At 62.9% G+C, this 26,391-nt stretch carries 31 protein-coding genes and 1 other RNA gene; 18 read left to right on the top strand and 14 right to left on the bottom strand.

All coding sequences use genetic code 11. The features are described 5' to 3' along the window. Window positions 1-33: 33 nt before the first annotated feature. The 4 genes from M727_RS0112010 (at window position 34) to M727_RS0111995 (ending at window position 3,542) form a co-directional block, all read left to right on the top strand. On the top strand, window positions 34-741 hold the full coding sequence (locus tag M727_RS0112010; protein ID WP_036262149.1) for a hemolysin III family protein: 708 nt from the start codon (window positions 34-36) through the stop codon (window positions 739-741). Between the two features lie 115 nt (window positions 742-856). Next, the gene (locus tag M727_RS0112005) at window positions 857-1,882 is read left to right on the top strand and encodes a MotA/TolQ/ExbB proton channel family protein (protein WP_023800004.1); all 1,026 of its coding nucleotides are present in this window, start codon (window positions 857-859) and stop codon (window positions 1,880-1,882) included. Between the two features lies 1 nt (window position 1,883). Then, a complete protein-coding gene (locus M727_RS0112000; protein WP_027152890.1) occupies window positions 1,884-2,915 on the top strand; it encodes a peptidoglycan -binding protein in 1,032 nt (343 codons plus the stop codon). Between the two features lie 228 nt (window positions 2,916-3,143). Then, window positions 3,144-3,542: a hypothetical protein gene (locus tag M727_RS0111995; RefSeq protein WP_027152889.1), complete on the top strand. Its 399-nt coding sequence runs from the start codon at window positions 3,144-3,146 to the stop codon at window positions 3,540-3,542. A 122-nt stretch (window positions 3,543-3,664) separates the two neighbouring features. Here M727_RS0111995 and M727_RS0111990 read toward each other — a convergent pair whose 3' ends face one another. Continuing rightward, the gene (locus tag M727_RS0111990) at window positions 3,665-4,018 is read right to left on the bottom strand and encodes a DUF1304 domain-containing protein (RefSeq protein ID WP_027152888.1); all 354 of its coding nucleotides are present in this window, start codon (window positions 4,016-4,018) and stop codon (window positions 3,665-3,667) included. Window positions 4,019-4,207: 189 nt separating this feature from the next. On the opposite strand from M727_RS0111990, the gene M727_RS0111985 reads away from it, so the two are divergent. After that, window positions 4,208-5,707, top strand: a complete 1,500-nt coding sequence (locus M727_RS0111985) for a carboxypeptidase M32 (RefSeq protein WP_027152887.1) — start codon at window positions 4,208-4,210, stop codon at window positions 5,705-5,707. 93 nt (window positions 5,708-5,800) lie between these two features. Here the strand turns inward: M727_RS0111985 and M727_RS0111980 are convergent, their stop codons facing one another. Then, entirely contained in the window at window positions 5,801-7,603 is a 1,803-nt protein-coding gene (locus M727_RS0111980; protein WP_027152886.1) for an ABC transporter transmembrane domain-containing protein, read from the bottom strand. A 206-nt stretch (window positions 7,604-7,809) separates the two neighbouring features. On the opposite strand from M727_RS0111980, the gene rpmE reads away from it, so the two are divergent. Beyond that, a complete protein-coding gene (gene rpmE, locus M727_RS0111975; RefSeq protein ID WP_006327661.1) occupies window positions 7,810-8,031 on the top strand; it encodes a 50S ribosomal protein L31 in 222 nt (73 codons plus the stop codon). 66 nt (window positions 8,032-8,097) lie between these two features. On the opposite strand, the gene M727_RS0111970 is transcribed toward rpmE, so the two are convergent. Further along, window positions 8,098-8,739, bottom strand: a complete 642-nt coding sequence (locus tag M727_RS0111970) for a TetR/AcrR family transcriptional regulator (RefSeq protein ID WP_027152885.1) — start codon at window positions 8,737-8,739, stop codon at window positions 8,098-8,100. A 112-nt stretch (window positions 8,740-8,851) separates the two neighbouring features. Here M727_RS0111970 and M727_RS0111965 point away from each other — a divergent pair, with 112 nt between their 5' ends. Both M727_RS0111965 and M727_RS0111960 read left to right on the top strand, forming a co-directional pair. Continuing rightward, window positions 8,852-9,685, top strand: a complete 834-nt coding sequence (locus M727_RS0111965; protein ID WP_027152884.1) for an NAD(P)H-binding protein — start codon at window positions 8,852-8,854, stop codon at window positions 9,683-9,685. Between the two features lies 1 nt (window position 9,686). Beyond that, window positions 9,687-10,166 (top strand): anthrone oxygenase family protein, encoded by a 480-nt coding sequence (locus tag M727_RS0111960; RefSeq protein ID WP_027152883.1) that lies wholly within the window; start codon window positions 9,687-9,689, stop codon window positions 10,164-10,166. 29 nt (window positions 10,167-10,195) lie between these two features. On the opposite strand, the gene M727_RS0111955 is transcribed toward M727_RS0111960, so the two are convergent. The 3 genes from M727_RS0111955 to M727_RS0111945 all read right to left on the bottom strand — a co-directional run bounded on the left by M727_RS0111955 (window position 10,196) and on the right by M727_RS0111945 (window position 11,855). Next, window positions 10,196-10,507 (bottom strand): SelT/SelW/SelH family protein, encoded by a 312-nt coding sequence (locus tag M727_RS0111955; RefSeq protein WP_156941523.1) that lies wholly within the window; start codon window positions 10,505-10,507, stop codon window positions 10,196-10,198. A gap of 61 nt (window positions 10,508-10,568) precedes the next feature. Beyond that, window positions 10,569-11,318, bottom strand: a complete 750-nt coding sequence (locus M727_RS0111950) for a YebC/PmpR family DNA-binding transcriptional regulator (protein WP_027152881.1) — start codon at window positions 11,316-11,318, stop codon at window positions 10,569-10,571. Window positions 11,319-11,531: 213 nt separating this feature from the next. Continuing rightward, window positions 11,532-11,855, bottom strand: a complete 324-nt coding sequence (locus tag M727_RS0111945; RefSeq protein WP_027152880.1) for a helix-turn-helix domain-containing protein — start codon at window positions 11,853-11,855, stop codon at window positions 11,532-11,534. Between the two features lie 51 nt (window positions 11,856-11,906). Between M727_RS0111945 and M727_RS0111940 the strand changes: the two genes are divergently transcribed. From M727_RS0111940 to M727_RS0111930, 3 genes are read left to right on the top strand one after another with little or no spacing between them, the layout of a single operon-like run. Next, entirely contained in the window at window positions 11,907-12,389 is a 483-nt protein-coding gene (locus M727_RS0111940; protein ID WP_027152879.1) for an SRPBCC domain-containing protein, read from the top strand. A gap of 16 nt (window positions 12,390-12,405) precedes the next feature. Then, the gene (locus M727_RS0111935; protein ID WP_027152878.1) at window positions 12,406-12,768 is read left to right on the top strand and encodes a glyoxalase/bleomycin resistance/dioxygenase family protein; all 363 of its coding nucleotides are present in this window, start codon (window positions 12,406-12,408) and stop codon (window positions 12,766-12,768) included. A 27-nt stretch (window positions 12,769-12,795) separates the two neighbouring features. Beyond that, window positions 12,796-13,263: an SRPBCC family protein gene (locus M727_RS0111930; protein ID WP_027152877.1), complete on the top strand. Its 468-nt coding sequence runs from the start codon at window positions 12,796-12,798 to the stop codon at window positions 13,261-13,263. Between the two features lie 277 nt (window positions 13,264-13,540). Here M727_RS0111930 and M727_RS0111925 read toward each other — a convergent pair whose 3' ends face one another. The 4 genes from M727_RS0111925 to ssrS all read right to left on the bottom strand — a co-directional run bounded on the left by M727_RS0111925 (window position 13,541) and on the right by ssrS (window position 16,127). Then, window positions 13,541-14,308 (bottom strand): TerC family protein, encoded by a 768-nt coding sequence (locus tag M727_RS0111925; protein WP_027152876.1) that lies wholly within the window; start codon window positions 14,306-14,308, stop codon window positions 13,541-13,543. A gap of 72 nt (window positions 14,309-14,380) precedes the next feature. Further along, window positions 14,381-15,205 carry a YmdB family metallophosphoesterase gene (locus M727_RS0111920; protein WP_023800020.1) on the bottom strand — a complete coding sequence of 275 codons (825 nt, stop codon included), beginning with the start codon at window positions 15,203-15,205 and terminating at the stop codon, window positions 14,381-14,383. Window positions 15,206-15,286: 81 nt separating this feature from the next. Next, entirely contained in the window at window positions 15,287-15,874 is a 588-nt protein-coding gene (locus tag M727_RS0111915) for a 5-formyltetrahydrofolate cyclo-ligase (protein WP_027152875.1), read from the bottom strand. Window positions 15,875-15,971: 97 nt separating this feature from the next. Beyond that, window positions 15,972-16,127, bottom strand: a non-coding RNA gene (gene ssrS, locus M727_RS39895) — 6S RNA. Window positions 16,128-16,308: 181 nt separating this feature from the next. Here ssrS and M727_RS0111910 point away from each other — a divergent pair. The 6 genes from M727_RS0111910 to msrB all read left to right on the top strand — a co-directional run bounded on the left by M727_RS0111910 (window position 16,309) and on the right by msrB (window position 20,749). Then, window positions 16,309-17,148 carry a MoxR family ATPase gene (locus M727_RS0111910; protein ID WP_027152874.1) on the top strand — a complete coding sequence of 280 codons (840 nt, stop codon included), beginning with the start codon at window positions 16,309-16,311 and terminating at the stop codon, window positions 17,146-17,148. Between the two features lie 167 nt (window positions 17,149-17,315). After that, window positions 17,316-17,762 (top strand): GNAT family N-acetyltransferase, encoded by a 447-nt coding sequence (locus tag M727_RS0111905; RefSeq protein ID WP_023800023.1) that lies wholly within the window; start codon window positions 17,316-17,318, stop codon window positions 17,760-17,762. 43 nt (window positions 17,763-17,805) lie between these two features. Next, a complete protein-coding gene (locus M727_RS0111900) occupies window positions 17,806-18,213 on the top strand; it encodes a type II toxin-antitoxin system HicB family antitoxin (RefSeq protein WP_027152873.1) in 408 nt (135 codons plus the stop codon). A 10-nt stretch (window positions 18,214-18,223) separates the two neighbouring features. Further along, window positions 18,224-19,414 carry a VWA domain-containing protein gene (locus tag M727_RS0111895; protein WP_027152872.1) on the top strand — a complete coding sequence of 397 codons (1,191 nt, stop codon included), beginning with the start codon at window positions 18,224-18,226 and terminating at the stop codon, window positions 19,412-19,414. Then, a complete protein-coding gene (locus M727_RS0111890) occupies window positions 19,415-20,236 on the top strand; it encodes an MBL fold metallo-hydrolase (protein WP_027152871.1) in 822 nt (273 codons plus the stop codon). A gap of 108 nt (window positions 20,237-20,344) precedes the next feature. Then, window positions 20,345-20,749: a peptide-methionine (R)-S-oxide reductase MsrB gene (gene msrB, locus M727_RS0111885; RefSeq protein WP_027152870.1), complete on the top strand. Its 405-nt coding sequence runs from the start codon at window positions 20,345-20,347 to the stop codon at window positions 20,747-20,749. Window positions 20,750-20,809: 60 nt separating this feature from the next. Here the strand turns inward: msrB and M727_RS0111880 are convergent, their stop codons facing one another. After that, window positions 20,810-21,154 carry a hypothetical protein gene (locus tag M727_RS0111880; protein WP_027152869.1) on the bottom strand — a complete coding sequence of 115 codons (345 nt, stop codon included), beginning with the start codon at window positions 21,152-21,154 and terminating at the stop codon, window positions 20,810-20,812. Between the two features lie 217 nt (window positions 21,155-21,371). Between M727_RS0111880 and M727_RS0111875 the strand changes: the two genes are divergently transcribed. Next, window positions 21,372-21,881, top strand: coding sequence for an arsenate reductase ArsC (locus M727_RS0111875; protein WP_027152868.1), 510 nt, complete (start codon window positions 21,372-21,374; stop codon window positions 21,879-21,881). Between the two features lie 22 nt (window positions 21,882-21,903). On the opposite strand, the gene M727_RS0111870 is transcribed toward M727_RS0111875, so the two are convergent. From M727_RS0111870 to pyc, 3 genes are all read right to left on the bottom strand, one after another. Then, window positions 21,904-22,359 carry a hypothetical protein gene (locus tag M727_RS0111870; RefSeq protein WP_027152867.1) on the bottom strand — a complete coding sequence of 152 codons (456 nt, stop codon included), beginning with the start codon at window positions 22,357-22,359 and terminating at the stop codon, window positions 21,904-21,906. Between the two features lie 48 nt (window positions 22,360-22,407). Continuing rightward, entirely contained in the window at window positions 22,408-22,668 is a 261-nt protein-coding gene (locus M727_RS0111865) for a DUF2312 domain-containing protein (RefSeq protein ID WP_023800031.1), read from the bottom strand. 160 nt (window positions 22,669-22,828) lie between these two features. Next, window positions 22,829-26,287, bottom strand: coding sequence for a pyruvate carboxylase (gene pyc / locus M727_RS0111860; RefSeq protein ID WP_027152866.1), 3,459 nt, complete (start codon window positions 26,285-26,287; stop codon window positions 22,829-22,831). Between the last annotated feature and the right edge of the window lie 104 nt (window positions 26,288-26,391).

Raw genomic sequence — 26,391 nt, 5'->3', positions numbered from 1 at the left:
CATCCACACAAATAAGGGGATGCAGGATCATTCATGACGCGCATCGGCCCGAAATCCCAGATCGAGATACCCCAGATCGAAATCCCGTTCATGGGACGCTGGCACTATTCGCGCGCCGAAATGATCGCCGACGGCATCGTCCATGCGGTGGGGATCGTGCTCGCCATTGCTGCTGGCTCGACGCTGCTGGCGCTGGCTGCCTTCCATACCGGTCCGGGCGAATATATCGCCGCCGCCTTTTATGTGGTTTCGCTGCTCACCGTGCTGTCGGTGTCGCTGGCCTATAATCTGTGGCCGGTGTCGTCGCCAGCCAAGTGGATATTGCGGCGCTTCGACCATGCCGCGATCTATCTCCTGATCGCCGCGACCTACACGCCTTTCCTCGCCCAACTCGACGGCTCGCCGCTGGCCATCTCGATGATCGTCCTGGTCTGGGTCGCGGCAGCGATCGGCATCGCCATCAAAGTGCTTCTTCCCGGTCGCTTCGACCGGCTGGCGATCATCTTCTATCTCGCCATCGGCTGGAGCGGCATCGTTCTTGTCGAGCCGCTCGTCCAGACATTGCCGACGACATCGATCGCGCTGATCGTCGCCGGCGGCATCGTCTATTCCTGCGGCGTCATCTTCTTCGCCTGGAAGGGCCTGCGCTTCCACAATGCGCTGTGGCACGGCTTTGTCGTCACCGGCGCCGGCCTGCATCTTGCCGCCATGGCCGACTGCCTGGTCATCAACCGACTCTAACGCAATGGTCCGCTTGGCAATATTGCCAAGCGCCATTCAATTTGGTCACAATTGCGTTTAGAGTCGCCGTCAAACGTGAATTGGCGGCGGCGGCGGCATCGGAAACGGGGCACGGATGGCTTTACTCAAATCCTTCGGCATGGGCAGGCGCTCCGACGTGCTGATGTACGATCCGCACAAATTGTCGAGCCCGCAGGTCTTTCTCCTGACCATGGTCATCTTCCTGATGATCGTCGCTTTCATCGCCGCCATCCTGACCCGTCAGATCTCGACAGCCTTTGCCACCAATCCCGGTCTCAACGGCCTGATCGTCGGCGTGCTTGCGGTCGGCATCCTGCTGGCCTTCGCGCAGGTCGGCCGGCTGTTTCGCGAAGTGCGCTGGGTCAACTCTTTTCGGGCCGGCTCCGAAACCACCGAACCGGTGCTGCTGGCGCCGATGAAGGCGATGATCGGCCGCTCGCCGACGATCGCCTTCTCGACCAGCTCAATGCGCACCATGCTCGATTCGATCGCCACCCGCCTCGACGAAAGCCGCGACACCTCGCGCTATCTTGTCGGGCTGCTGGTGTTCCTTGGTCTGCTTGGCACTTTCTGGGGCCTGCTCAACACGATCGGCTCGATCCGCGAAACCATCGATTCGCTCGATCCCGGTACCGGCGATGCCGCCGCCGTGCTCGAATCGCTGAAGGCCGGGCTTTCCGCGCCGCTGGCCGGCATGGGCACCGCCTTCTCGTCCTCGCTGTTCGGCCTGTCCGGTTCCCTGGTGCTCGGCTTCCTCGACCTGCAGGCTGGCCGCGCCCAGACACGCTTCTACACCGAGCTCGAAAACTGGCTGTCCTCGGTCACCGACCTGTCCTCCGACATCGTCGTCGCCGAACCGCCCAGGGTCGAGTCCTCCGACGAGATCCGCGTCCTGTCGGAAAGACTGCGCAGCATGCAAGAGAACGGCGGCGGCGCCAATCCGCGTGTCGCCACCGCCATGGCCAACCTTGCCGACGGCATTTCGGGCCTGGTCAAGAACATGCGCTCGGAGCAGCAGATCATGCGCGACTGGGTCGAGGCCCAGTCGGACGAGCAGAAGGCGATGCGCAACACCCTGGAGAAGATCGCCGACGCCTTGAAGAAGACTGGAGTCCATTAGCATGGCTCTCGCCAGGAGCCGGCGTGCCGATCGCCGTATCGATTACTGGCCGGGCTTCGTCGACGCGCTGTCGACGTTGCTGCTCGCGATCATGTTCCTGCTCACCGTCTTCGTGCTGGCGCAGTTCCTGCTCGGTCGCGAAATCTCCGGCAAGGACACGGTGCTCAACCGCCTCAATTCGCAGATCAACGAACTGACCCAGCTTCTGGCGCTGGAGCGCTCGACAACGCAGGACAAGGAAGATTCGCTCGCCAATTTGCAGGCGTCGCTGTCGGCGTCGGAGGCGGAAAAGAGCCGGCTCGAGCAATTGCTGGCGCAAGGCGCCGGTGCCGGCGACGCCGCCAACCAGCGGGCCACGGCGCTTTCGGGCGAACTCGACAACCAGCGCCAGATCAGCCAGCAGGCGCTGAGCCAGGTTGAAATCCTCAACCAGCAGATCTCGGCGCTGCGCAGGCAGATCGGAGCACTCGAAGAAGCGCTCAACGTGTCCGAAGCGCGCGATCGCGAGTCCAACACCAAGATCGCCGATCTCGGCCGCCGCCTGAACGTCGCGCTGGCGCAACGTGTGCAGGAACTGAACCGCTACCGATCCGACTTCTTCGGGCGCCTGCGCGAAATCCTCGCCGACCGCGAGAACATCCGCATCGTCGGCGACCGCTTCGTCTTCCAGTCGGAAGTGCTTTTCCCGACAGGCTCCGAAGTGATCAACGATGCCGGCAAGGACGAGATGAAGAAGCTCGCCGACGCCATCATCGACCTGCAGAGGGAGATCCCGCCGGAGATCAACTGGGTGCTGCGCGTCGACGGCCACACCGACGACAAGCCGCTGTCGGGCACCGGCCGCTACCGCGACAATTGGGAATTATCGACGGCGCGCTCGACCTCGGTGGTGAAGTTCCTGATCGAGAACGGCGTGCCGGCCAACCGCCTGGTTGCCGCCGGCTTCGGCGAATTCCAGCCGCTCGACCCCGCCGACACCGAAGACGCGCGCAACAAGAACCGCCGCATCGAGCTGAAACTGACCGAGCGCTGATCGCCCCGGCTCCAGGCGGCGGCCGCTCTTAGGGCCCGATGCAGAGCCAGCAAGCCTGAAAAGATTACCTTTTTTTGATTGCGTTTTGCCGAGGATCGCTCCTAGCTATGTCACGGGGCCGAGAACCGCCGGCGGTGGAAGCGTCCATCGCGACCCGACGGAACCGACGGCCCACAGCCGGAAGGTGGCCCTCCCAATCGCCGCCTCCCCTGTAAAAGGAGACGCAACATGCGCTCTTTCACTCCCAAGACACTCAGGACTGCAACGCTCGCCGCACTTCTCGTCACCGTTCCGTTTGCCGGCGCCGACGCCGGCCCGCATGAGGCAGCTTTGATCAACCAGATAGAGAGCGTGGATACCGGTATCCGAGGCGCCATGCAGGCGAACAGGATCAAGCTGGACGAAGCGCGTGGCTTGCGCACGCAGGTCGCTCAACTTGATCGGGCAGCGCAGAGGGCCGCGCGAGATGGAACGATGCCGGCCACGCAGTATCATAAAATGCTGGCGCAGATCGATCATGTGAGCCAAAGGCTGCGGGCTGCCACCGGCAGCGCCTTCCTCATCGGCAGCGGCGGCGATGGCGGGTACTATCCGAACGGCTACGGCCCAAACTATCCAAAAGGCTGAAATCATCCATTACAGCGCCGCACTTTGATCTTGCGCATGATCTGTTGATTTTGCGCAAGATCCGTTCCGCACCGAAAGCCCCAGGCAGGGAGCTTTTCCAAAAATCGAGTCCGATTACGGGGTTATGGGCCCAGCCAAACTGCGGTCAGAGCAACTGCAGCGGGCACGGTTTGGACGTAGAGGATTTTCCTGCCGACCGTCGCCGCGCCGTAGAGGTCGGCGATGGCGACGCAGAGCAGGAAAAACACCTTGATCTGGAAACCGGCCGCGCCGAGGTAAAGCCCCCAGATCAGCCCGGCGGCGAGAAAGCCGTTGTAGAGCCCCTGGTTGGCCGCAAGCACTTTCGATGCGCTGGCGAATTCCGGCGGCAGCTTGAACGCCTTGTGGCCGCGCGGCGTGTCCCACAGCACCATCTCCAGATAGACGATGTAAAGGTGGATCAGCGCCACCAACCCTACCAGCACATTGGCGATCAAGCTTCGTCTCCCCGATGCGACGCGGCGCCGCCTCGCGATATTGATCACGCACGCCACCGCTCCCGCAAGACCCATTGCAGCGTGCATCCTGGCCAGCAACCAATGTGCCCATCGCCGACGGCCTTTCAGGGTTGCCAATATCAGCGCATTGGTATCTTTTCCCGCCGTTCAAATTCAGCGGAACCCGCCATGTCCTTTCAAAAACTCGACGACCTCGGCCACAAGCTCGAAGCACTGGAGCATGCGCTCGCCATTCTCGGCGCCGACGAGGCGACCCACATGGCCGTCGGCGGCGGCGAAAAGCGCGCCGAGGCGATGTCGGCGCTGGCCGGCATGCATCACGCCAGAGCGACCGCGCCGGAGATCGCCGACTGGATCGCAGCGGCCGAACAGGAAACGCTGAACGAAGAACAGCAGGCAGCGGTCAAGGAATTCCGGCGGCAATACACCAACCTGACCTGCCTGCCGGTCGAATTCGTCGAGCGCCAAACCACCGCCCGGATGCGCTCCGAGCAGCTGTGGCGCGACTTGCGTGCAAAGAACGACTGGGCTGGGTTCTTGCCGGCGCTCGAAGGCGTCGTCGCGCTGGTACGCGAGGAAGCAACCCTTCGCGCCGACGTGCTCGGCCTTGATCCGTACGACGCGCTGATGGAGCAATATGATCCCGGCAACCGCGCCGCCGACATCACGCCGGTCTTCGCCGAGTTGAAGACCTTTCTCAGGGATTTCGTGCCGGAGGCACTGGCCGTGCAGGAAAAGCGGCTGGCGAAACATCCGCTGAAGCCGCTTTCGGGCAGCTATGCGATCGAAAAGCAGCGCGAGCTTGGACTCGCCATGATGGCAGCGGTCGGCTTCGATCTCACCCACGGCTCGCTCTCGGTATCGCATCATCCGTTCTGCGGCGGCGTGCCGAGCGACGTGCGCATCACCACCCGCTACAAGACCTCCGATTTCCTGTCGGCGCTGATGGGCGTGCTGCACGAGACCGGCCACGCGCTTTACGAACAGAACCTGCCGCAGGCGTGGGCGCACTGGCCGCTCGGCAAGGCGCGCGGCATGGCCGTGCATGAAAGCCAGAGCCTGTTCGTCGAGAAGCAGATCGGCCGCAACCCCGAATTCTGGCGCTGGGCGCTGCCGGTGGTCGAAAAGCACCTCGGCGAGACCTGGTCGATCGAAGACATCCTGCCGCATGTGCACCGGGTCGAGCGCGGGCTGATCCGCGTCGACGCCGACGAGGTGACCTATCCGCTGCACGTCGTCCTGCGCTACGAGCTGGAGCAGGAGCTTGTCTCGGGGCGGCTGGAGGCCGCCGACCTGCCGGAGGCCTGGGACGCCAAGATGCGCGACTATCTCGGCCTGTCGACCATCGACAATCCTGCCGACGGACCGATGCAGGACGTGCACTGGCCGGGTGCTGCCTTCGGCTATTTCCCGTCTTATACGCTGGGCGCGATGATGGCGGCGCAGCAATGGGCGGCGCTGACCAGAGATCATCCCTCGGCCGACGAAGACCTCGCCAAGGGAAATTTCGCGGCGATCAACGACTGGCGCCGTGAAAGGATCTGGTCGCAAGGCTCGCGCTGGTCGACGCCCGACCTGCTCGAGCGCGCCACCGGCGAGAAGCTCAACGCCACGCATTTCACCGAGCATTTGCGCAAGCGCTATGGGGAGGTGCTGAAGGGCGCCTGACATACCTTCAAGCGCATCGAACGCGGCGGCAATTTCGTCACTGCCGACCAGCGCCATTTGCAAAAGACGAAGCCGTTTGGCAGCGTCGTCCTACTACTCCGCGGCGCCCCTGAAAGCGTTCGCCCCGGTTTCGAATTGCAGCTTGGCCAGCCGCGCATAGATGCCGCCCTTGGCGACGAGGCTCCGGTGGGTGCCTTCCTCGACGATGCTGCCGCCATCCATGACCAGGATCCGGTCCGCCTTCAGCACCGTCGCCAGCCGGTGGGCGATGACGATCGTCGTGCGGTCCTGCATCAGCCGCTCCAGCGCCGTCTGCACCAGCGTCTCGCTTTCGGCGTCCAGCGCCGAGGTTGCCTCGTCGAGCAGCAGGATCGGCGCATCGCGCAGAATCGCGCGGGCAATCGCCACGCGCTGGCGCTGGCCGCCGGACAAGGTCACGCCGCGCTCGCCGACCTGGCTGTCATAGCCTTTCTCGAGTTTCAGGATGAACTCGTCGGCAAGCGCATCCCTGGCCGCCGCCTCGATCTCGGCCTGGCTGGCGTCCGGACGGCCGAAGCCGATATTGTCGCGCGCGCTGGCCGCGAAGATGGTGACGTCCTGCGGCACGATGGCGATTCGCTCTCGGATGGCGACGGGGTCGGCCTCGCGCACATTGACGCCGTCGATCATGATCTTGCCGGTCACGGGGTCGTAGAAGCGCAGAAGCAGCGAAAAGACGGTGCTTTTGCCGGCGCCGGACGGGCCGACGATCGCCACCGTCTCGCCGGGCTTGACCTGGAAACTCAGGCCGTGGACGGCAGCGCGGTCGGGCCCGGCCGGGTAGGAGAAGGACACGTCGTCGAAACTGATTGCGCCTCTGGCCGTCGCCGGCAGCAGTTTCGGATGCGCGGGGGCCTGGATCGCGGGCTTCTCGGCCAGGATCTCGGTCAGCCGTTCGGCAGCACCCGCCGCCTGGGAAAGCTCGCCCCACACTTCCGACAGCGCGCCAAGCGCGCCGGCCGCGAACACCGAATAGAGCAGGAACTGGCCGAGCGTGCCAGGCGACAGCGTGCCGTCGAGCACGTCGCGCGAGCCGAACCACAGCACCGCCACCACCGAGGAAAAGATCATGAAGATGGCGAAGAAGGTGAGGAAGGAGCGGGCAAAGATCGAGGACCGCGCCGCCGCGAAAGCGGCTTCCACGGCAGCTGAAAAATGCCCGGTGACCAGCTTCTCATTGGTGAAGGCCTGCAGTGTACGCACCGCGCCGATCTGCTCGCTGGCATAGGCCGTGGCGTCGGCCAGTGTGTCCTGCGCCAGCCGCGATTTGCGCCGCACCGAGCGGCCGAAGGCGACCAGCGGCAGCACGATCACCGGAATGGCGGCGATGACGAGGCCCGACAGTTTCGGGCTGGTGAAGACCATCATCGCCACGGCGCCAAGCCCAAGAATGACATTGCGCAGCGCTACCGATGCAGTGGCACCGACCGCCGACTTGACCTGCGTCGTGTCGGCGGCGAGCCGCGAGACGATCTCGCCCGACTGTGCGGTGTCGAAAAAGGATGGCGACAGCGTCGTGACATGGCGGAACACGTCGCTGCGGATGTCGGCGACGACGCGCTCGCCCAGCGTGATGACGAAATAATAGCGGCTGGCCGACGCCGCGGCGAGCAAGGCAGCCATCACCACGAGCATGGCGAAATACTCGGCGATGAAAATGGAATCGGAAGCGGAAAAGCCATGGTCGATCATGCGCCGCACGGCCAGCGGCAGCGCCAGCGTCGTCGCCGCAGCAACGGTCAGCGAGACGACCGCGCCAATGACCATTTTCCGGTAGCGGGTGATGTAGGGGAACAGGCGCCGCAGCGGCTTGAGCGAGCGCCTACGCTCGTCTGCATCGCCGCTTTTATGCGCCATGACCGTTTCCTTTGGCCGCCTTCTGGGCATGCGCCTCAATATGCGCTTACCGCGGCCTTGTGATTCAATTCCGGCTGATGTATAGGCTCGCCGACCGTTTTCAAAAGCCGTGGCTCCTCAATAGCTGCGGCTTCGAGTTTTAAAAAGGGGCGCATCGACGCAGGCTTTATGCCCGTCAGCGGCGCCGGCGAACCAGGAATAGCACAATGAAGACCGATATCCATCCCGACTACCACACCATCAAGGTCGTCATGACCGACGGCACCGAATACATGACCCGTTCGACCTGGGGCAAGGAAGGCGATACGATGAACCTCGACATCGACCCGACCACCCATCCGGCCTGGACCGGCGGCCAGCAGACCCTGCTCGACCGCGGCGGCCGTCTGTCGAAGTTCAAGAAGCGTTTCGAAGGTTTTGGGCTGTAGGCCGCAAGCTTTTTTCGGATCGAAGAAACCCGCCCTCGTGGCGGGTTTTTTGTTGGAAATGCGGCTCTATTGGTCGACCAGTTCGCGCAGCGCCATCCGCTTGTAGGCGGCGACCAGGTCGTCGCCTTCCTTTCGACCGACCGAGATCGCCAGCCGCATGGTGGCCTCGCCCATCTGCCAGATGAGAAACGCCGTCGTTTCCAGCGCCGCCGGATCGGCGGTAGGCCGCAGCCGCTTCAGCACCGCGGTGAGGAATTCGGCGTTGGCCCGGCTGTCGGCGAGCTCGAGTTCGCGCAGCGCCTTGTCGGCCTGTGTGCCCGACCAGATGTCGCGCATCACCGGCTCGGCCAGGAACAGCCCGTAATAGATATCCACCAGCTCGGAAAATGCCCGCCGCAGCCCTTCGGCGTCGCTGACCTGTGCAAGCGCTGCCGCGATGCAGGCCTGGCTTTCGGCGGTGTGGCGTTCGGCCAGCGCCCAGATGATCGCCCGCTTGTCCGGGAAGAACTGGTAGAGCGAACCGATCGACACGCCGGCCCGTTCCGCAACTTCGCCCATGCGCATGGCATCGCTGCCTTGCTCGGCGATCAGCGCAGAGGCGGCGGCCAGCATCCGCTCGACCCGCTCGCGGCTGCGTTGCTGGCTGGGCGCCCGGCGCGGCGATGCGATCTGGCCATCCTGTGAACCCGCTACGCTCGAGCCTTCCATCACTGTCTCCCGGCGAATGATCAACAAATTGGCTTGACTCGCAAAATACGAGGGTTTATCACGTTTTGCAAATGTGAGGATTACTCATGTTTGTATGCAAAGGAAAATCTCCATGATCGACACAGCAACAAAACCGATTTTGATCCTCGGCGGCACCGGCAAAACCGGCCGTCGTCTCTCGGACAGGCTGACGGCGCAGGGCCTGCCGGTACGGATCGGCTCGCGTTCAGGCACGCCGCCGTTCGACTGGGAAAACAAAGCTACCTGGGCCCCCGCGCTTGACGGAGTCGGTGCCGTCTACATCAGCTACTATCCTGATCTTGCGGTACCCGGTGCGGCCGAAGCGGTCGGCGCCTTCTCGCGTCTTGCCGTGGAACGTGGCGTCAACCGACTGGTGCTGCTGTCGGGGCGCGGCGAAACCGAAGCGCAACGAGCCGAAGAGATGCTCAAAGCCTCAGGCGCCGACTGGACGATCCTGCGCTGCGCCTGGTTCTCCCAGAATTTTAGCGAGAGTTTTTTGCTCGATCCGCTGCTGGCCGGTGAGGTGGCCTTGCCGGTCGGCACTGTCGGAGAGCCTTTCGTCGATGCCGACGACATTGCCGACGCCGCCGTGACAGTGCTTACCCGGCAAGGCCATGTCGGCCAGCTTTACGAGCTGACCGGGCCGCGTCTGCTGAGCTTCGCCGACGCGGTCGCCGAGATCGGCAAGGCGGCCGGCCGCGACATCCGCTTTGTCAGGATTTCGCATGCCGAGTTCACCGCCGCAGTAGCCGGGTACGAGTTGCCGGCCGAGTTCGCCTGGCTGCTCAACGAGCTGTTCACCGAGGTGCTCGACGGCCGCAACGAGTCGCTGACCGACGGCGTCGAGCGCGTGCTCGGCCGCGCCCCAAAAAACTTTTCCGCCTATGCAACCGAAACCGCTGGTACGGGCATATGGAGTGACTGACATGATCATGAAACTGCTTCCCAGCCTCACCTTCATCGCCGCGCTCGGCTCGGGCGTCGTCGCTGGTGTCTTCTTCGCCTTCTCCAGCTTCGTCATGCCGGGCCTCGCCCGCATGCCTGCCGTGGGCGGTATCGCCGCCATGAATTCGATCAACGTCACTGCGGTGACGCCGATGTTCATGACCGCGCTTTTCGGCACCGGGCTGATCTGCCTCGTCCTCGTCGTCGGCGCTGTCATCGGCTGGGGCCAACCGGGCTCGTTGTGGCTTCTCGCCGGCGCCCTGATCTACCTCGTCGGCAACCTGATCGTGACGATGATCTTCAACGTGCCGCTCAACAACGCGCTGGCCGCCGTCGATCCGGCAAGCGCCAACGGTGGCGCCGTGTGGGCCACCTATCTCAGGGACTGGGTGATGTGGAACCACGTCCGCACCATTACCGCCATCGTCGCGCTGGCCTGCTTCATCGTGGCATGGCGGTGAATGAGGGCAGGAAGTTAAAAGACCTTGCGTCAGGCAGGGTCTTTTGACTTGTCGCCCTTGCGGTCGGCATGGCCGAGATCGCGGTCCGGATCGATCACGTCGCGAACCAGTTGCTTGAGCCTTGCGGCATCGGGAAAGCCGCCGTCGCGCTGGCGGTCCCAGACCAGAGTGTCGTTGCAGGAAATGGTGAAGATGCCGCCGGTGCCGGGCACCAGCGTGACCTCGCCCAGATCCGTTGCGAAGGTCGACAGCAGCTCCTGCGCCATCCAGCCGGCCCGCAGCAGCCAGTGGCACTGCGCGCAATAGGTGATGCGGACCTGGGGCAACGGCTTTTCGGTCATGTCAGATTGAGCTCCGCTCATATCTCGGACTGAACTCCGCTCATGTCTGGCTGAGCTGTGCTCATGCCGCGCTGAGTTTCGCCATGGTCTCGTCGTCGACTTCGAAATTGGCGTAGACGCTCTGCACGTCGTCATCGTCCTCGAGCGTGGCGACCAGCTTCATCAGCGACTGTGCCCGCTCCTCGTCGACCGCAATGTTGGTCTGCGGCTTCCAGATCGGCTTCACCGACTCTGCCTCGCCGAGCGCGCCTTCCAGCGCCTTCGACACTTCACCGAGATTCTCGAAGGCGCAATAGATCGTGTGGCCGTCCTCGTCCGACTGGACGTCGTCGGCCCCGGCCTCGATCGCCGCGTCCATGACCTTCTCGGCGCTGCCGACCGATGCCGGATAGAAGATCTCGCCGACACGGTCCCACATGAACGACACCGAGCCGGTTTCGCCCATTGCCCCGCCGGCCTTGGTGAAGGCGGCGCGCACATTCGACGCCGAGCGGTTGCGGTTGTCGGTCAGCGCCTCGACGATCAGCGCGACGCCACCCGGTCCGTAGCCTTCGTAACGCACGGCTTCGTAAGTCTCGGCGTCACCCATCGATGCCTTGTTGATGGCGCGCTGGATGTTGTCTTTCGGCATCGACACCGCCTTGGCGTTCTGCACGGCAAGACGCAGGCGCGGGTTCATCGACGGATCCGGCGTGCCGCTCTTGGCGGCGACCGTTATTTCGCGCGCCAGCTTGGAAAACATTTTCGACCGCACTGCATCCTGGCGGCCCTTGCGGTGCATGATGTTCTTGAACTGTGAATGGCCAGCCATGGCACCCCTGTCGTTTTCTTGGCAGAGCATCCTGCGGCGAGGTAGTCACCTCGCCTTTGCCAAAATGCTCGAATTCAAAATTTCAGAGCGTCCCTGCTGACGTATGGCGCTCTATCTCGGAATGGCCGGCTTATAGATAAATCGGCTCAATTCGTCCAGCCGCGCCGTAAGGGCGGTGCTCAACACGCCAGCCAGTTGCATGCCTGCGGCCGCTCACTCCCCCAGATCGGATCTCAGCCGGTCGAGAATGCTGATCGCATGCGTGGCGTACTGGCTGATCCAGCGGTCGTGGATCTGCTTGATCGGCAGCGCATTGAGATGGTTCCAGCGCTCGCGCCCCTCGCGCCGCGCCACCACCAGGTCGGCTTCCTCCAGCACTTTCAGATGCAGCATGACGGTGCAGCGGTCCATGTCGGGAAAGGCATCGCACAGCATGCCCGTGGTCCGCGGCGCGTCCTTCAACTCGTCGAGCAGCGCGCGCCGGCGCGGATGCGCCAGCGCCTTGAAAACATTGTCGCCCTGCGCTTTGCTTGACATGTTATATTTTTATAACATAATGCGGTTCTGATCAAGGAAGGAGCTGTGGATATGTCTCTTGGATTCAGAGTTTCGGGCCGCATCGGCAAACCGGTCGCCGAAGTCTTCGATGCGGTCGTCAATCCGAACAAGCTCAGCGGCTATTTCACCACCATCGGCGGCGCCAGTGCCCCGCTGGTGGCCGGCGCCAGGGTCGTCTGGTGGGGCAAGGTCCCGGTCGAGGTCGACAAGGTGGAGAAAGACAACCGCATCGTGCTGCGCTGGGACGCCACCGACGCCGACGGCAAGCCGGCCTACAAGACCCGCATCGAGATGAATTTCGAGCCGCTGGACGACGGCGGCACCTTCGTCACCATCGCCGAGGCCGGCTGGCACGAGGACGCGGTCGGCCTGAAGAAGTCCTACCTCAATTGCGAGGGCTGGTCGCAGATGCTGGCCTGCATGAAGGCCTATGTCGAATACGGCATCAATTTGCGCGACGGCTACTATCGCAGCGAGATGAAGGGCGAGCCTGCCAATGAAGACAATATCTGAGAAGACGGAGGAAAGAATGGCTGCGAAGATCACCGGCGGCATCAACATCGCCATGAAAGTGCCGTCCCACCAACACCAGGAGACGATCGCCTTCTACCGCGATGTCGTCGGCCTAAAACCGTTCACGGCCATGGCCCCGGCCGTTGGTTTCGAACTCGGCCCCAATCGCCTGTGGATCGACGAGGCGCCGATGCTGAGCCAGGCCGAGATCTGGCTGGAACTGTTCACCGACGATTTTCCGGCCGCCGCCGATCATCTCGCCAAAGCCGGTGTTGTGCGCTGCGACGCCATCGAGGTGCTCGGCGAAGGTTTTCGTGGCGGCTGGATCACCAATCCGGCCAACATCATTCACCTGGTGCGCGAACCCGACGCCTGGTGACGGAGACCGGTTCGGAAGGAGGACGAAATGGACATCCGTGAGACACCAACCGCCGAAGCCGGCATGCTGATCCGGCGGCCGGTCGCAGAAGTGTTCGAAGCCATCGTCGATCCGGCGATCACGACGAAATTCTGGTTCACCCACGGCAGCGGCAGGTTGGACAGCGGCAAGGAAGTTCGCTGGGAGTGGCGGATGTATGGCGTTTCGACGCCGGTCACGGTCAGCGAGTTCGTCACGAACGAAAAGATCGTCATGCAATGGAGCGATCCGCCGACCACGGTGGTCTGGAAGTTTACCGAGATGCCGGGCGGCAGGACCTTTGTCGAGGTTCGCAATTACGGTTTTGCCGGCAGCCCCGATGAGCAGGTCAAGCAGGCGATCGGCTCGACCGAGGGCTTCGCGCTGGTGCTCGCCGGCGCCAAGGCCTGGTTGGAGCAAGGTTTGACGCTTGGCCTGATCGGCGACCGTCATCCGAAGGGCGTGCCGACCGCTTAAGTCGCCGGGTGCCAAAAGCCATTCTGCAGCGATCCTTCCCACCCCCCTCTGTCCTGCCGGACATCTCCCCCGCAAGGGGGGAGATCGGATGTCGCTGAGGCTTTTCGCCAATCTCCAACGCTGCAGGACGAGCGGAGCGCTAAAGCTGCCAATCTCCCTCCTTGCGGGGTCGGCAGGACAGAGGGGGTGCTGTCCCTCCGACGTCTCAAGGTTCTGCATGGCCGCGACAATTGAGGCAGAGCTCAGGCCTTCGCGCCGTCGCTTCGCTCCGCCAACCTCAGTGCCCCGCGCCCGCCTTTGCCTTCCTCCGGCGTCGCGCCAGCATGTTGAGGCCCTCGACAAGGGCGGAAAAACCCATGGCGGCGTAGATGTAGCCCTTCGGCACATGGAAGCCCATGCCGTCGGCGATCAGCGTCATGCCGATCATCAGCAGGAAGCTCAGCGCCAGCATGACGATGCTGGGGTTCTTGGCGATGAAGTTGGCGAGCGGTCCGGCCGCCAGCATCATCACGGTGACCGCGACGATCACGGCGATGTACATGATGGCGATCTCGTCAGTCATGCCGACCGCGGTGATGATCGAATCGATCGAAAAGACGAGGTCGAGCAGCAGGATCTGGAAGATGGCGCCGGCCAGCGAAAGCTGCAGCGTCTCACCCATCATCGTGTCCTGGTGATCCTCGAGATCGACCGTGTGGTGGATCTCCTTGGTCGCTTTCCAGACGAGGAACAGGCCGCCGGCGATCAGGATCAGATCGCGCCACGAAAAGCCATGGCCGAAAGCGGTGAACACCGGTGTCGTCAACTGGACGATGATCGAGATGGTGGCAAGCAGCACCAGCCGCATGATCAGCGCGGCAGAAATGCCGAGCCGCCGGGCGCGGGCCCTCTGCGCCTCCGGCAATTTGTTGGTCAGGATCGAGATGAAAATCAGATTGTCGATGCCGAGCACGACCTCCAGCACAATCAGCGTCAGCAACGCTACCCATGCAGTCGGATCGGAGACAAAGGCGAAATGCGGCGCCAGGAATTCGATGAGCTGCATGGAGGTCGTCCCCTCTTACGATCTGAAGCAGGCGTAGCCGGCAATTAGGTACTACAATCGCTTACATCAATGTCATGACCAGAACGAGGGCGCCGTTTCCTCCAGCCGCGGCCCGCGGCGAAACGGCGCAATCCGCTCGGTCAGGCCGCTGCGATCCGAAATGTCGACGCCGACGCCGCACAATGTCGCCGGGCCGCTCGCCGCCTCGAAGCGCCCTTTCGGCACCTTCGACAGAAAGCGGTTGAGCGGCTCCTCCTTGTCCATGCCGAGCGAAGAATCATAGTCGCCGCACATGCCGGCGTCTGAGATATAGCCGGTGCCGCCGTTGAGGATATGGTGGTCGCCGGTCGGCTGATGCGTGTGAGTGCCGACAACCAGGCTGGCGCGGCCGTCGACGAAGTGCGCAAAGCACATTTTTTCAGAGGTCGCCTCGGCATGGAAATCGATGACCACCGCATCGGCCTGCTCGCCGAGCGGGCAGGCGGCAAGCTCGCGCTCGCCGGCTTGAAATGGATCGTCGAGTTCGGGATGCATGAACACCCGGCCCATGATGTTGGCGACCAGAACGCGCGCGCCATTCCTGGCGATGTAGACGCCCGAGCCCCGCCCCGGCGTGCCCTTGGGGAAATTGGACGGACGCAGAAAGCGTTCCTCGCGCGGCGCGAAAGCCAGCGCATCGCGCTGATCCCAGACATGATTGCCGGTGGTGACGACGTCGGCGCCCGCCGAGATCGTCTCGCGAAAGATCTCTTCGGTGATGCCGAAGCCGCCGGCGGCGTTCTCGCCGTTGACGATGACGAAGTCGAGTTTGAAATCCGAGATCAGGCCGGGCAGTTGTTCCCACACCGCCGTGCGTCCCGTCTTGCCGACCATATCGCCGAGGAAGAGAAGTCTCATCTAAACATGATCCCGAACCGAAGGTCAGCGAAGCAAAAAGCTGCATGACTTCCGGAAAAGACCATGCGTCCAGGAACTTATCTACAATTTCGGCGCGAACCGGCGCAACCCGCTCTCGGTGAGTATTTCCGGAATGGTCACGTCATGCGGCTCGTCCGGCACCAGCGCCACCTGCTGGCAGTCGAAAGCAATGCCGATCAGCCTGGGCGGCTGCCCCTTGTCGACCAGCCGCGCGATGGCACGGTCGTAATAGCCGGCGCCATAGCCGATGCGGTGGCCGCGCGCGTCGAAAGCCGCGAGCGGCACCAGCATCACCTGGGGATCGAGCACCTCGGCCTCCTCATGCGGCCCGACGGTGCCGAACCCCATGTCGATCATCGGCGCGCCGCGCACCAGTTCGCGAAAGACGATGGTGGTCTTGTCGAGAATCGCCGGCAGGCAAAGCCGTGCACCTTTTTCGCGCAAGGCGAACATCAGCGGCCGGACGTCGACTTCCGAGCGCATCGGCCAGAAGCCGGAGACGATCTGGCCCGGCTCCATCGCAATGCTGTCCCGCGCCGTCTCGGCCATTTCGAGCGCTGCCTCCACCCGCCAGAACGGATCGAGCGCGTCGCGGCGCCCGAGTGCTTCGCGTCGCAGTTTTTTTTTCAGGTCTTTCAAGGATGTCATGCGCCGACGGTAGAAAAGGTCAGATTTGGATGGAGTTTTAGGAGCGACGTTTTCCACCGCACGGTCCACCGAATTTGAGTGGATCCTTTGCGTCGAGTGGCGATCCACACAACCGGTGGAGAGAGCGATCCCGGGAACCTACAAAGTAGGTGGGCGCCGTATGAGAAAACCCACGGGTCTTCCCAGGGACAGCTCCCTAGGGATCATTAAGGCCCCGGGGAAAATGTTCTCCTGCCGGGAAGCGCAGACCGTCACGCCCAATATAGGCCGACGATCAACCAAGCGCCATAGAGATGGCCATGCTCCCTGGCTTAATTCGTCGCAAACCCCTGCCTGGGAGTTTCCTGGCACAAGGCTTCACAGCGCCCTCGCCCCTGCGCCTTGCATGGGCCGGGCTGCCTCCTTACGGTTGCCATCACAACCGAGGAGCAAAAATGCGTTTCGAAGGCACGGCGGCCTATGTCGCCGACAAGGATTTGATGGTGGCGGTCAATGCGGCGATCGCGCTGGAGCGGCCATTGCTGGTCAAGGGCGAGCCCGGCACCGGCAAGACGGAACTGGCCAGGCAAGTGGCGGCCGCGCTCGGCCTCGAGCTGATCGAATGGCACGTCAAGTCGACGACGAGGGCGCAGCAGGGGCTCTACGAGTATGACGCCGTGTCGCGGCTGCGCGACAGCCAACTCGGCGACGAGCGCTTCAACGACGTCAGCAATTATATCAAGCGTGGCAAGCTGTGGGATGCCTTCGCGACGGCCAAGAAGGTCGTGCTTCTGATCGATGAGATCGACAAGGCTGACATCGAGTTCCCCAACGATTTGCTGCAGGAACTCGATCGAATGGAGTTCTTCGTCTACGAGACCGGCGAAACGATCCGCGCTGCCGTGCGCCCGATCGTCATCATCACCTCCAACAACGAGAAGGAACTGCCGGACGCCTTCCTGCGCCGCTGCTTCTTCCACTATATCCGCTTTCCCGACGTCGAGACGCTGCATCGGATCGTCGACGTGCACTATCCCGGCATCAAGCAGAACCTAGTGCGCGCCGCACTCACCCAGTTCTACGAGATCCGCGACGTGCCGGGCCTGAAGAAGAAGCCGTCGACCTCCGAGGCACTGGACTGGATCCGCCTGCTCGTGACCGACGATATCGCGCCCGAGGATTTGCGCGCCGACCCGAAAAACGCACTGCCCAAGCTGCACGGCGCGCTGTTGAAGAACGAACAGGACGTGCATCTGTTCGAGCGGCTGGCCTTCATGGCGAGAAGGCAGGGGTGAGGAGCGGTCGGCCGACGAAAAGCCGACGATTTGGCTTTTCGAGCGACGAACGCCCGAAGCCATAGCGGAGGGCCGGGCATGCGGCGGACAGCGCTTTCCCGTTGCTGGACCGTTGCCGCCGTCCGGGCACCGGGGCAGCCTGGGCCGAAGCTTCGGAAGGAAATGAAATGACCGAGATCACCGTCCGCCCACTGGCACAATCCGACCACGCCGACTGGCAGCGTCTGTGGACTGCCTACCTCACCTTCTACAAAACCGAGCTGCCCGAAGACGTCTACGCCGTCACCTGGAAGCGGCTGTTCACGGCGGGTGAGTTTGAACCAAAAGGGTTCATCGCCACGCTCGGCGGTAAGGCGGTCGGCCTGACGCACTATCTCTACCATCGCTCCTGCTGGTCCGAAAAAAACAACTGCTATCTGCAGGACCTGTTCGCCGACCCGGACGTGCGCGGCAAAGGCGTCGGCGCCGCCCTGATCGAAGCAGTCAAGCAGGAAGCCGGCAAGATCGGCGTCAAGAACGTCTACTGGATGACGCACGAGACCAACACCACCGCGCGCAAGCTCTACGACCACGTGGCGCGCAGGACCGGCTTCATCGAATATGATCTGATGTGATGAACGGTCGATCGCCCGGCTTGCCGGATGGATTTAAGGAGGAATGATGACGCACTTTGTCGGAATTCTTGACGGCGCAGATGATGTCTGGGGAGTGCGGGTCCCCGATCTTCCCGGATGTCACGGCGGTGGCGCAAGTCCCGAGGAGGCGATAGCCGACGCGACCTCCGCCGTTCGCGAATGGGCTGAGGCACGAAGGGCGAAGCACTTGCCCTTGCCCGACGCGCGCACGGTGGTAGATCTGCTCCGACTGGGCGAAATCGATAGCGCCGCCGGAGAATCTGCCGTGATGATCCCCGTGCTGATCGATTCCGGACGGCCTGTCCGAGCCAATCTGTCGCTCGACGCAGGTCTCTTGGCGGCAATCGATGCCGAAGCGAGCCGACGCGGCCTCACGCGTTCCGCCTTCATCGCCAGCGCCGCTCGCGAGAAGATCGAAGGGCACAGATAGAAGTCGGACGATGTTCATCCCCTTCTTCCTCGAACTGAAGGCTGCGCGGGTTCCCGTCTCGCTCCGGGAATATCTGTCGCTGCTGGAAGGGCTGGAGGCGGGGCTGGTCGACTATGACGTCGAGGGTTTTTACTATCTCGCCCGCTCGGCACTGGTGAAGGACGAGCGCCACATCGACCGTTTTGACCAGGTCTTTTCGCACATCTTTAGGGGTGTCGAAGCGCTGGCTGGCGAAAACCCGGTCGACGTCGAGAACATTCCGGAGGAATGGCTGCGGCGGCTTGCCGAAAAGCACCTGACCGATGAGGAGAAAAAGCTGGTCGAGGCGCTGGGCGGTTTCGAAAAGCTGATGGAAACGCTCAAAAAGCGGCTGGAGGAACAGAAGGGCCGCCACCAGGGCGGGTCGAAATGGATCGGCACCGGCGGCACCTCACCCTTCGGCGCCTATGGCTACAATCCCGAAGGCGTTCGCATCGGCCAGCATGAGAGCCGCAACCGCCGTGCGGTGAAAGTCTGGGACAGGCGTGAGTTCAGGAATTTCGACGATGCCGTCGAGCTCGGCACCCGCAACATCAAGATCGCGCTGAAGCGCTTGCGTCGCTGGGTGCGCGAAGGCGCCGAGGAAGAGTTCGACCTGCCCGGCACAATCCACGCCACGGCCGAGCACGGCTATCTCGACGTGCAGACACGGCCCGAGCGGCGCAACGCCGTGAAGCTGCTGATGTTCTTCGATGTCGGCGGCTCGATGGACGATCACATCAGAAGCGTCGAGGAGCTGTTTTCGGCCGCCCGCGCCGAATTCCGCCAGCTCGAATATTTTTACTTCCACAACTGCCTTTATGAGAGTGTGTGGAAGGACAATCGCCGTCGCCATGCGGAGGTGATTCCAACTTTCGATCTCCTCCACAAATACGGTCCGGACTACAAGGTGATCGTCGTCGGCGACGCCTCGATGAGCCCCTATGAGATCGCGCATCCCGGCGGCTCGGTCGAGCACTGGAATCCGGAGGCCGGCGTCGTCTGGCTCAGCCGTCTGCTGCAGCAATGGCCGAACGCGGTATGGCTCAACCCCGAAAGCGAAAAGCACTGGGGTTTTACCCATTCGATCGCCATGATCCGCGACATCTTCGGCGGCCGCATGTTTCCGCTGACGCTCGCCGGGCTCGAGGCCGCGACGAAGCAGCTTTCAAGGAAGCACTGAATGGATTCACGCAAAACAGGACGTCCGACCTGTTTCCTCTGCCTGCAATGTGGCGTCCAGTTCGCGGCGGCAGCCGCGCCGCCGCAACATTGCCCGATCTGCGAGGACGAGCGGCAATATGTGCGCTGGGAGGGCCAGGCCTGGATCACGCCGCAAGAGCTCGCCGCCGGGCATCGGATCGTGATGAAGGACGACGCCGGCGTGCTCGCCTTCGGCATCGAGCCGCGCTTCGCCATCGGTCAGCGGGCGCTGCTGGCACAGACGCCGCACGGCAATGTGCTGTGGGACTGCATCTCGATGGTCAGCGACGAGGCGGTGGCCGAAATCAACCGACGAGGCGGCCTCACCGCGATCGCCATTTCGCACTGCCATTATTATTCGGCGATGGTCGAGTGGAGCGAGGCGTTTGGCGGCGTGCCGATTTATCTGCATGCCGATGACCGCAAGTGGATCATGCGGCCGCATCCGGCTGTTGTCAGTTGGCAGGGCGAGACGCGCGCCCTGAACCCCTCGCTGACACTTATCCGTTGCGGCGGTCACTTTGCCGGTGGCCAGGTGCTGCACTGGAAGCGCGACGGCGACGACGCCATCCTGGCCGGCGACATCTTGCAGGTGACGCCAACCCGCCGCCATGTCAGCTTCATGTACAGCTACCCGAACTACATCCCGCTCAATGCGCCGAAGGTACTCCGCATCGCGTCGGCACTGGAGCCTTTCGCGTTCGACCATATCTATGGCGCATGGTGGAACCAGAACGTCATCGGCGATGCAAAGACGGCATTTGCAAGATCTGTTGCGCGGTATCTGGCAGCGATCGCCTGAGGAATTCTTCGCGGCAGGATTGGAAATACGGGCAAACGCCGTAACAAATGCCTATTTTAGGCGAACTTGGGAAAGCAGCCCAATAGCAGCATGAGCTAAGAGGCAAAGATGGATAGTCACACCTACCCTGTTACCCGAACAGATGCCGAATGGCGCGCGCGGCTGACGCCGGAGCAATACGCGGTGATGCGCAATCACGGCACCGAGCGGCCGGGCAGTTGCGCGCTGCTCCACGAGAAGCGCGCCGGCACTTTTTCCTGCGTCGGCTGCGACCAGCCCTTGTTCGAATCCAAGCTGAAGTTCGAGAGCGGCACCGGCTGGCCAAGCTTCAACGATCCGGTGCCCGGTTCGGTCGAGACGACCGTCGACCGCAGCTACGGCATGGTCCGCACCGAATGCCACTGCGCCCGCTGCGGCAGCCATCTCGGCCACGTCTTCGAGGACGGCCCGCCGCCGACAGGCCTACGCTATTGCATCAACGGGGTCGCGCTGAAATTCGAGCCGGCCGCCTGACTGGAATTCAACGTTGTCAAAGGACGGCTTCCGCCGGCCTTTGACGGCAGCACTGTCCTGTCAGATCACCACCACCAGGATCAGCCACAGCACGGCCCCCAGCGTCATCAGCGAAGCCTTGACGCCGCCGGTTTTCTCGGCGGTCCGCCACACCGCAAAAGTCAGGAAGAAATTGTACGGCACCGGCGCGAAATGCACCGCCAGAACGAGAGCGAGCGGCAGCTTCAGCCCGAGCAGGATCAGCGCCAGCACCGACACGGCGATGTTGATCGCCGTGCCGACAAGGACAAGATCGCGCCAGAACAGCCGGTCTAGCGGGGCCGTGCCTTGCCAGCGCGAGCGGAAGAAACCCGCCGCACGGCCTGCCTTGCCGTCTTCGCCTTCGAAAGTCTCCGGCGCACTCATCGATACGGCTTTCTCTCATTCGACAGCCGCAGAGATTTCCAAAGCAGCAAGCCTGTCAACGCAAATCGATCATCGGCACGCAAGCGTATGATTTGACAAATTGTCATCAAACGGTCGTGAAACCTTTCTACGTCGCCCTTGTCGGCGTCTCGGCAAAGACACCTTGCCGGACTCTGCCGCCCCCATCATCCAGTCGCCTGCCAGGGGAGGTCTTGAGATGAGCGATAATGTCTACAACGTGCTGTTTCTTTGCAACGCCAATTCGGCGCGATCGATTATGGCGGAAGCCATCCTCAGCCGGATCGGTGGCGGCAGGTTCAAGGCCTTTTCCGCCGGTTCGCAGCCGAGGGGTGAGGTCAATCCCTACGCATTGCAGCTGCTCGAAAGCCTTAGCTACGACACGAGCTTCGCCCGTTCGAAAGGCTGGGACGAGTTTGCCGAGCCCGACGCGCCGGAAATGAATTTCATCTTCACGCTTTGCGACAGCACCGCGAATGAATCCTGTCCGATCTGGCCGGGTCATCCGATGACCGCGCTCTGGTCGATACCGGACCCAGCCAAGGCAGACGGCACCGAAGCCGAACTGCATCTTGCCTTTGCCGATGCCTATCGCATGCTCAACAACCGCATCTCGCTGTTCACCAATCTGCGGGTGGATGCGCTCGACCATCTGGCGCTGCAACAGCATCTCGATCGGATTGGCCGCGACACGGCGAAGCCGAACTAACTCAAGCCACTGCGACGCGAATTCACGGTCCGGCTTCGCCACCCCCGCCCAGCACCTCGGCAACGGCGCGCTCGAAACGCGATGCTTCCGTCACCAGCCAGTCGGCCATGGCCGGCCAATTGTCCTCGGCAAAACAGTTCACGCGCCACAGCGAATTGATGCCGAGGCCTTCGCAGCTCTGTTCCGGCCTGAGCTTCAACCTGTCTTCAATCGCCGGCTGGAACGGCTTCAACCGCGACCAGGCTTGCGTGGCACCGAACTTCTCGTTGCGGCCGAAGAAGACGCCGACATGGTTCTGCGCCGGCGCGACATACATGGAAAGGACCAATGCGAAGTCGGGCAGCCCGCGCTGCCAGAACCAGGGTCCGCGCCGCGCCATCAGAGGCCTTTCTTCCGGATGCCGTTCCGCGAACAGCGTCCAGAAGCCGCGTTGGCGGAACTCAGAGGCGCGGCGGCCGCCAAAGTCGAATTCGCTCATGGTTCGACCCGTTGCAGGCGCAACCGGCGCCCAGGGCTGTTACCAGCCTTACACCATGCCGAGTGCGGCTTTGTAGAGATCGAGGATGGTTTCCTCCTCTTGCCGCTCAGCCTGGTCCTTCTTGCGCAGCCGGATGATCGACCGCATCGCCTTGGTGTCGAAGCCGGTGCCCTTGGCCTCGGCGAACACTTCCTTGATGTCGTCGGCGATCGTCTTCTTCTCCTCCTCGAGCCGCTCGATGCGCTCGATGAAGGCTCGCAGCTGGCCGGCGGCAACAGTCTGGCTGGTCTCGGTGATGTCGTCGGCCATTTTCTCTCCGCGTCGTTTTCCATGCCGCGACTCACGAACCGTCGCGGCGAATTTGCAGCGGTTCGATGCCCGACCGGAGCCGACCGGTCAAGCTGTTATCGATGCGGCATGAAGGGCTGCCGCCAGACGCAGACAACTCTGCCTGGGCAACATTTCTGTCTCATCCGAATGCGATCAGCAGATCCTTGGCGTCGATCTGGTCGCCGGTCTTGACCAGCACTTCGGCGACAACCCCATCACGCTCGGCATGCAATGCCGTCTCCATCTTCATCGCCTCGATGGACAAAAGCACGTCGCCGGCCTTGACCGCCTGGCCGGCGGCAACGGCGAGCGCCGAGACGACGCCCGGCATCGGTGCGCCGACATGCGCCTCGTTGCCGGGCTCGGCCTTGCGCCGCGCCTTGGCGGCGGAAGCGCCATGCGCCCGATCCGGCACTTTGACCCGGCGCGGCTGGCCGTTGAGCTCGAAGAACACGGTGACCATGCCCTTCTCGTCGACATCGCCTATGGCCAGGCAGCGCACCACCAGCGTCTTGCCCTTCTCGATGTCGACAAAGATCTCGTCCTCCGGCTTCATGCCGTAGAAATAGGTCGGCGTCGGCAGCACGCTGACCGGCCCATAGGTTTCCTGCGCTGCGGTAAAGTCGGAGAAGACCTTCGGGTACATCAGCCACGAGGCGAATTCGAATTCGCTGAGCTTGCGTTCGAGCTTGTCTTCGATCTCCTTGCGGCTGGCCTTGAGATTGGCTGCTTTCAGCAGCGAACCGGGCCGCACGGTGATCGGTTTGTCGCCTTTCAGCACCTTCTTCTGCAATGCCTCCGGCCAACCGCCCGGCGACTGGCCGAGATCACCGCGCAGCATCGACACGACCGAGTCGGGGAAGGCGATATCCCTGGCCGGATTTTCGACATCGGCAACCGTCAGGTCCTGGCTCACCATCATCAGCGCCAGGTCGCCGACGACCTTGGACGACGGCGTCACCTTGACGATGTCACCGAACATCAGATTGACGTCGTGATAGGTCTGCGCCACTTCGTGCCAGCGCGTCTCCAGCCCGAGCGAGCGCGCCTGCTCCTTGAGGTTGGTGAACTGCCCACCCGGCATTTCGTGCAAATAGACTTCCGAGGCCGGCCCCTTCAGGTCGCTTTCGAAGGCAGCATACTGGTTGCGCACCGCCTCCCAGTAGAACGAGATATTCCTGATCCATTGCGGGTCGAGGCCCGGATCCCGCTCGGTGCCCTTCAGCGCCTCGACGATCGAGCCCAGGCAAGGCTGCGAGGTGTTGCCGGACAGGGCGTCCATCGCCGCGTCGATGGCGTCGACACCGCTGTCCACCGCCGCCAGCACCGTCGCCGCCGACAGGCCTGACGTGTCGTGCGTATGAAAGTGGATCGGCAGGTCGGTCGCCTCGCGCAGCGCCTTGAACAGAGCGCGGGCGGCATTCGGCTTCAAGAGCCCGGCCATGTCCTTGACCGCGATGATATGGGCGCCGGCCGCCTGCAACTCCCTGGCCAGTGCGACGTAGTATTTGAGGTCGTACTTGGCTCGGGCCGGGTCGAGTATGTCGCCGGTGTAGCAGATCGCTGCTTCGATCAGCTTGCCTTCGGCGCCGACAGCGTCCATGGCGACGCGCATGTTGTCGACCCAGTTCAAACAGTCAAAGACGCGGAACAGGTCGACGCCGCCGCTTGCTGCCTGTTTGACGAAATGCTGGACGACATTGTCCGGATAGTTGGTGTAGCCAACGCCGTTGGCGCCGCGCAAAAGCATCTGCAGCAACAGATTGGGCGCTGCCTCGCGCACCAGCGCCAGCCGCTCCCACGGGTCTTCGGTGAGGAAGCGCATGGCGACGTCGAATGTCGCCCCGCCCCAGCATTCGAGCGACAAAAGCTGCGGCAGTGCGCGCGCATAGGTGCCGGCAATGCCGGCGATGTCATAGGTGCGCACGCGCGTTGCCAGCAGGGATTGGTGTCCGTCGCGCATCGTCGTGTCGGTGACCAGCACTTCTTTGCGTGCGCGCATCCAGGCCGCGAATTTCTCCGGCCCAAGCGCGTCGAGCTTCTGCTTGCTGCCATCGGGCACATTGCCGTTGAGATAGGGCACCATGGGCGCCGCCGCATCGGCCTTCGGCTGCGGCCGGCCACGAGTCTCGGGATGGCCGTTGACGCTGACATCGGCCAGGTAGTTGAGCAGCTTGGTCGCGCGATCCTGCCGCTTCACGCTCGCGAACAGTTCCGGTGTCGTATCGATGAACTTGGTCGTATAGGAATTTTCGGCGAAACTTGGGTGATTGATGATCGCCTCGAGGAAGGTGAGGTTGGTCGCCACCCCACGAATACGGAACTCGCGCAGCGCCCGGTTCATGCGGGCGATGGTCTCGGCCGGCGTCGGCGCCCAGGCCGTCACCTTTTCCAGCAGCGGGTCGTAGAAACGGGTGATGACCGCGCCCGAATAAGCGGTGCCGCCATCGAGGCGGATGCCGAAACCGGTGGCGCCGCGATAGGCGGTGATGCGGCCATAGTCGGGGATGAAATTATGTTCGGGATCTTCCGTGGTGATGCGGCACTGCAGCGCGTGGCCGTTGAGCCTGATATCCTTCTGCGCCGGCACGCCCGATTCCGGCGTGCCGATGGCAAAGCCATCGAGGATGTGGATCTGCGCCTTGACGATGTCGATGCCGGTCACCTGTTCGGTGACCGTGTGCTCGACCTGGATGCGCGGGTTGACCTCGATGAAGTAGAATTTGCCGGTGTCGGCATCCTGCAGGAATTCGACCGTGCCGGCGCCGATATAGCTCGTCTCGCGCGCGATCTTCAGCGCGTAGCCGCAAAGCTCTTCGCGCTGCGACATTTCGAGATACGGCGCCGGCGCGCGCTCGACCACCTTCTGGTTGCGGCGCTGGATGGAGCAATCGCGCTCGAACAGGTGCACGGCATTGCCGTGTGTGTCGCCCAGCACCTGCACCTCCACATGGCGGGCGCGCTCGATCAGCTTTTCGAGATAGACCTCGTCCTTGCCGAAGGCAGCTTTCGCTTCGCGCTTGCCTTCCGTCACCTCGCGGGCGAGATCGGCTTCCGAGCGGATGGCGCGCATGCCGCGGCCGCCGCCGCCCCACGACGCCTTCAGCATCACCGGATAGCCGATCGTCCTGGCGAGCGCCTTCACCGTCTCGATGTCGTCCGGCAACGGCTCGGTGGCGGGGATTACCGGCACGCCGACCTCGATCGCCAGGTTGCGTGCGGCGACCTTGTTGCCGAGCCTGCGCATCGTATCCGGCTTGGGTCCGATGAAAATGATGCCGGCCTTGGCGCAGGCTTCGGCGAATTCAGGGCTTTCCGACAACAGCCCATAGCCCGGATGGATGGCATCGGCGCCCGAAAGCCTGGCGACGCGGATCACTTCCTCGATCGACAGATAGCTTTCGATCGGCCCCATATCCCTGGTCAGATGCGGCCCGCGCCCGACCTGATAGCTTTCATCCGCCTTGAAGCGGTGCAGCGAGTACTTGTCCTCCTCGGCCCAGATCGCCACGGTTTTGAGGCCGAGTTCGTTGGCCGCGCGGAAGACGCGGATGGCGATTTCGGACCGGTTGGCGACAAGGATCTTCGTGATTGCCAAGGACAAGGCTCCGGACGCTGACGGAAGGGGAACTGCGCCATGATTAACGCGAAAATGCTGCAGCGCAAACAAAATCGGGCGGCGACGATTAAACCGATTTAAAT

Source organism: Mesorhizobium sp. WSM2561 (assembly GCF_000513915.1).
GTDB classification, from domain to species: domain Bacteria; phylum Pseudomonadota; class Alphaproteobacteria; order Rhizobiales; family Rhizobiaceae; genus Mesorhizobium; species Mesorhizobium muleiense.
Note: the sequence above shows the minus strand (reverse complement) of the source record. Positions and strands in the feature narration are given on the sequence as shown.

Coding starts and splice junctions, on each gene's coding strand:
- M727_RS0111925 (WP_027152876.1), bottom strand. CDS start 14,308: ATGCAGCTCATCGAATTCCTGGCGCCGCATTTCGCCTTTGTCTCCGAT.
- M727_RS0111995 (WP_027152889.1), top strand. CDS start 3,144: ATGCGCTCTTTCACTCCCAAGACACTCAGGACTGCAACGCTCGCCGCA.
- M727_RS0111890 (WP_027152871.1), top strand. CDS start 19,415: ATGGATTCACGCAAAACAGGACGTCCGACCTGTTTCCTCTGCCTGCAA.
- M727_RS0111960 (WP_027152883.1), top strand. CDS start 9,687: ATGATCATGAAACTGCTTCCCAGCCTCACCTTCATCGCCGCGCTCGGC.
- M727_RS0111880 (WP_027152869.1), bottom strand. CDS start 21,154: ATGAGTGCGCCGGAGACTTTCGAAGGCGAAGACGGCAAGGCAGGCCGT.
- M727_RS0112005 (WP_023800004.1), top strand. CDS start 857: ATGGCTTTACTCAAATCCTTCGGCATGGGCAGGCGCTCCGACGTGCTG.
- M727_RS0111935 (WP_027152878.1), top strand. CDS start 12,406: ATGGCTGCGAAGATCACCGGCGGCATCAACATCGCCATGAAAGTGCCG.
- M727_RS0111930 (WP_027152877.1), top strand. CDS start 12,796: ATGGACATCCGTGAGACACCAACCGCCGAAGCCGGCATGCTGATCCGG.
- M727_RS0111940 (WP_027152879.1), top strand. CDS start 11,907: ATGTCTCTTGGATTCAGAGTTTCGGGCCGCATCGGCAAACCGGTCGCC.
- M727_RS0111905 (WP_023800023.1), top strand. CDS start 17,316: ATGACCGAGATCACCGTCCGCCCACTGGCACAATCCGACCACGCCGAC.
- M727_RS0111955 (WP_156941523.1), bottom strand. CDS start 10,507: ATGACCGAAAAGCCGTTGCCCCAGGTCCGCATCACCTATTGCGCGCAG.
- M727_RS0111895 (WP_027152872.1), top strand. CDS start 18,224: ATGTTCATCCCCTTCTTCCTCGAACTGAAGGCTGCGCGGGTTCCCGTC.
- M727_RS0111910 (WP_027152874.1), top strand. CDS start 16,309: ATGCGTTTCGAAGGCACGGCGGCCTATGTCGCCGACAAGGATTTGATG.
- M727_RS0111900 (WP_027152873.1), top strand. CDS start 17,806: ATGATGACGCACTTTGTCGGAATTCTTGACGGCGCAGATGATGTCTGG.
- M727_RS0112000 (WP_027152890.1), top strand. CDS start 1,884: ATGGCTCTCGCCAGGAGCCGGCGTGCCGATCGCCGTATCGATTACTGG.
- M727_RS0111915 (WP_027152875.1), bottom strand. CDS start 15,874: ATGACATCCTTGAAAGACCTGAAAAAAAAACTGCGACGCGAAGCACTC.
- M727_RS0111870 (WP_027152867.1), bottom strand. CDS start 22,359: ATGAGCGAATTCGACTTTGGCGGCCGCCGCGCCTCTGAGTTCCGCCAA.
- M727_RS0111875 (WP_027152868.1), top strand. CDS start 21,372: ATGAGCGATAATGTCTACAACGTGCTGTTTCTTTGCAACGCCAATTCG.
- M727_RS0112010 (WP_036262149.1), top strand. CDS start 34: ATGACGCGCATCGGCCCGAAATCCCAGATCGAGATACCCCAGATCGAA.
- M727_RS0111965 (WP_027152884.1), top strand. CDS start 8,852: ATGATCGACACAGCAACAAAACCGATTTTGATCCTCGGCGGCACCGGC.
- M727_RS0111865 (WP_023800031.1), bottom strand. CDS start 22,668: ATGGCCGACGACATCACCGAGACCAGCCAGACTGTTGCCGCCGGCCAG.
- M727_RS0111970 (WP_027152885.1), bottom strand. CDS start 8,739: ATGGAAGGCTCGAGCGTAGCGGGTTCACAGGATGGCCAGATCGCATCG.
- M727_RS0111945 (WP_027152880.1), bottom strand. CDS start 11,855: ATGTCAAGCAAAGCGCAGGGCGACAATGTTTTCAAGGCGCTGGCGCAT.
- M727_RS0111985 (WP_027152887.1), top strand. CDS start 4,208: ATGTCCTTTCAAAAACTCGACGACCTCGGCCACAAGCTCGAAGCACTG.
- rpmE (WP_006327661.1), top strand. CDS start 7,810: ATGAAGACCGATATCCATCCCGACTACCACACCATCAAGGTCGTCATG.
- M727_RS0111980 (WP_027152886.1), bottom strand. CDS start 7,603: ATGGCGCATAAAAGCGGCGATGCAGACGAGCGTAGGCGCTCGCTCAAG.
- M727_RS0111950 (WP_027152881.1), bottom strand. CDS start 11,318: ATGGCTGGCCATTCACAGTTCAAGAACATCATGCACCGCAAGGGCCGC.
- msrB (WP_027152870.1), top strand. CDS start 20,345: ATGGATAGTCACACCTACCCTGTTACCCGAACAGATGCCGAATGGCGC.
- M727_RS0111920 (WP_023800020.1), bottom strand. CDS start 15,205: ATGAGACTTCTCTTCCTCGGCGATATGGTCGGCAAGACGGGACGCACG.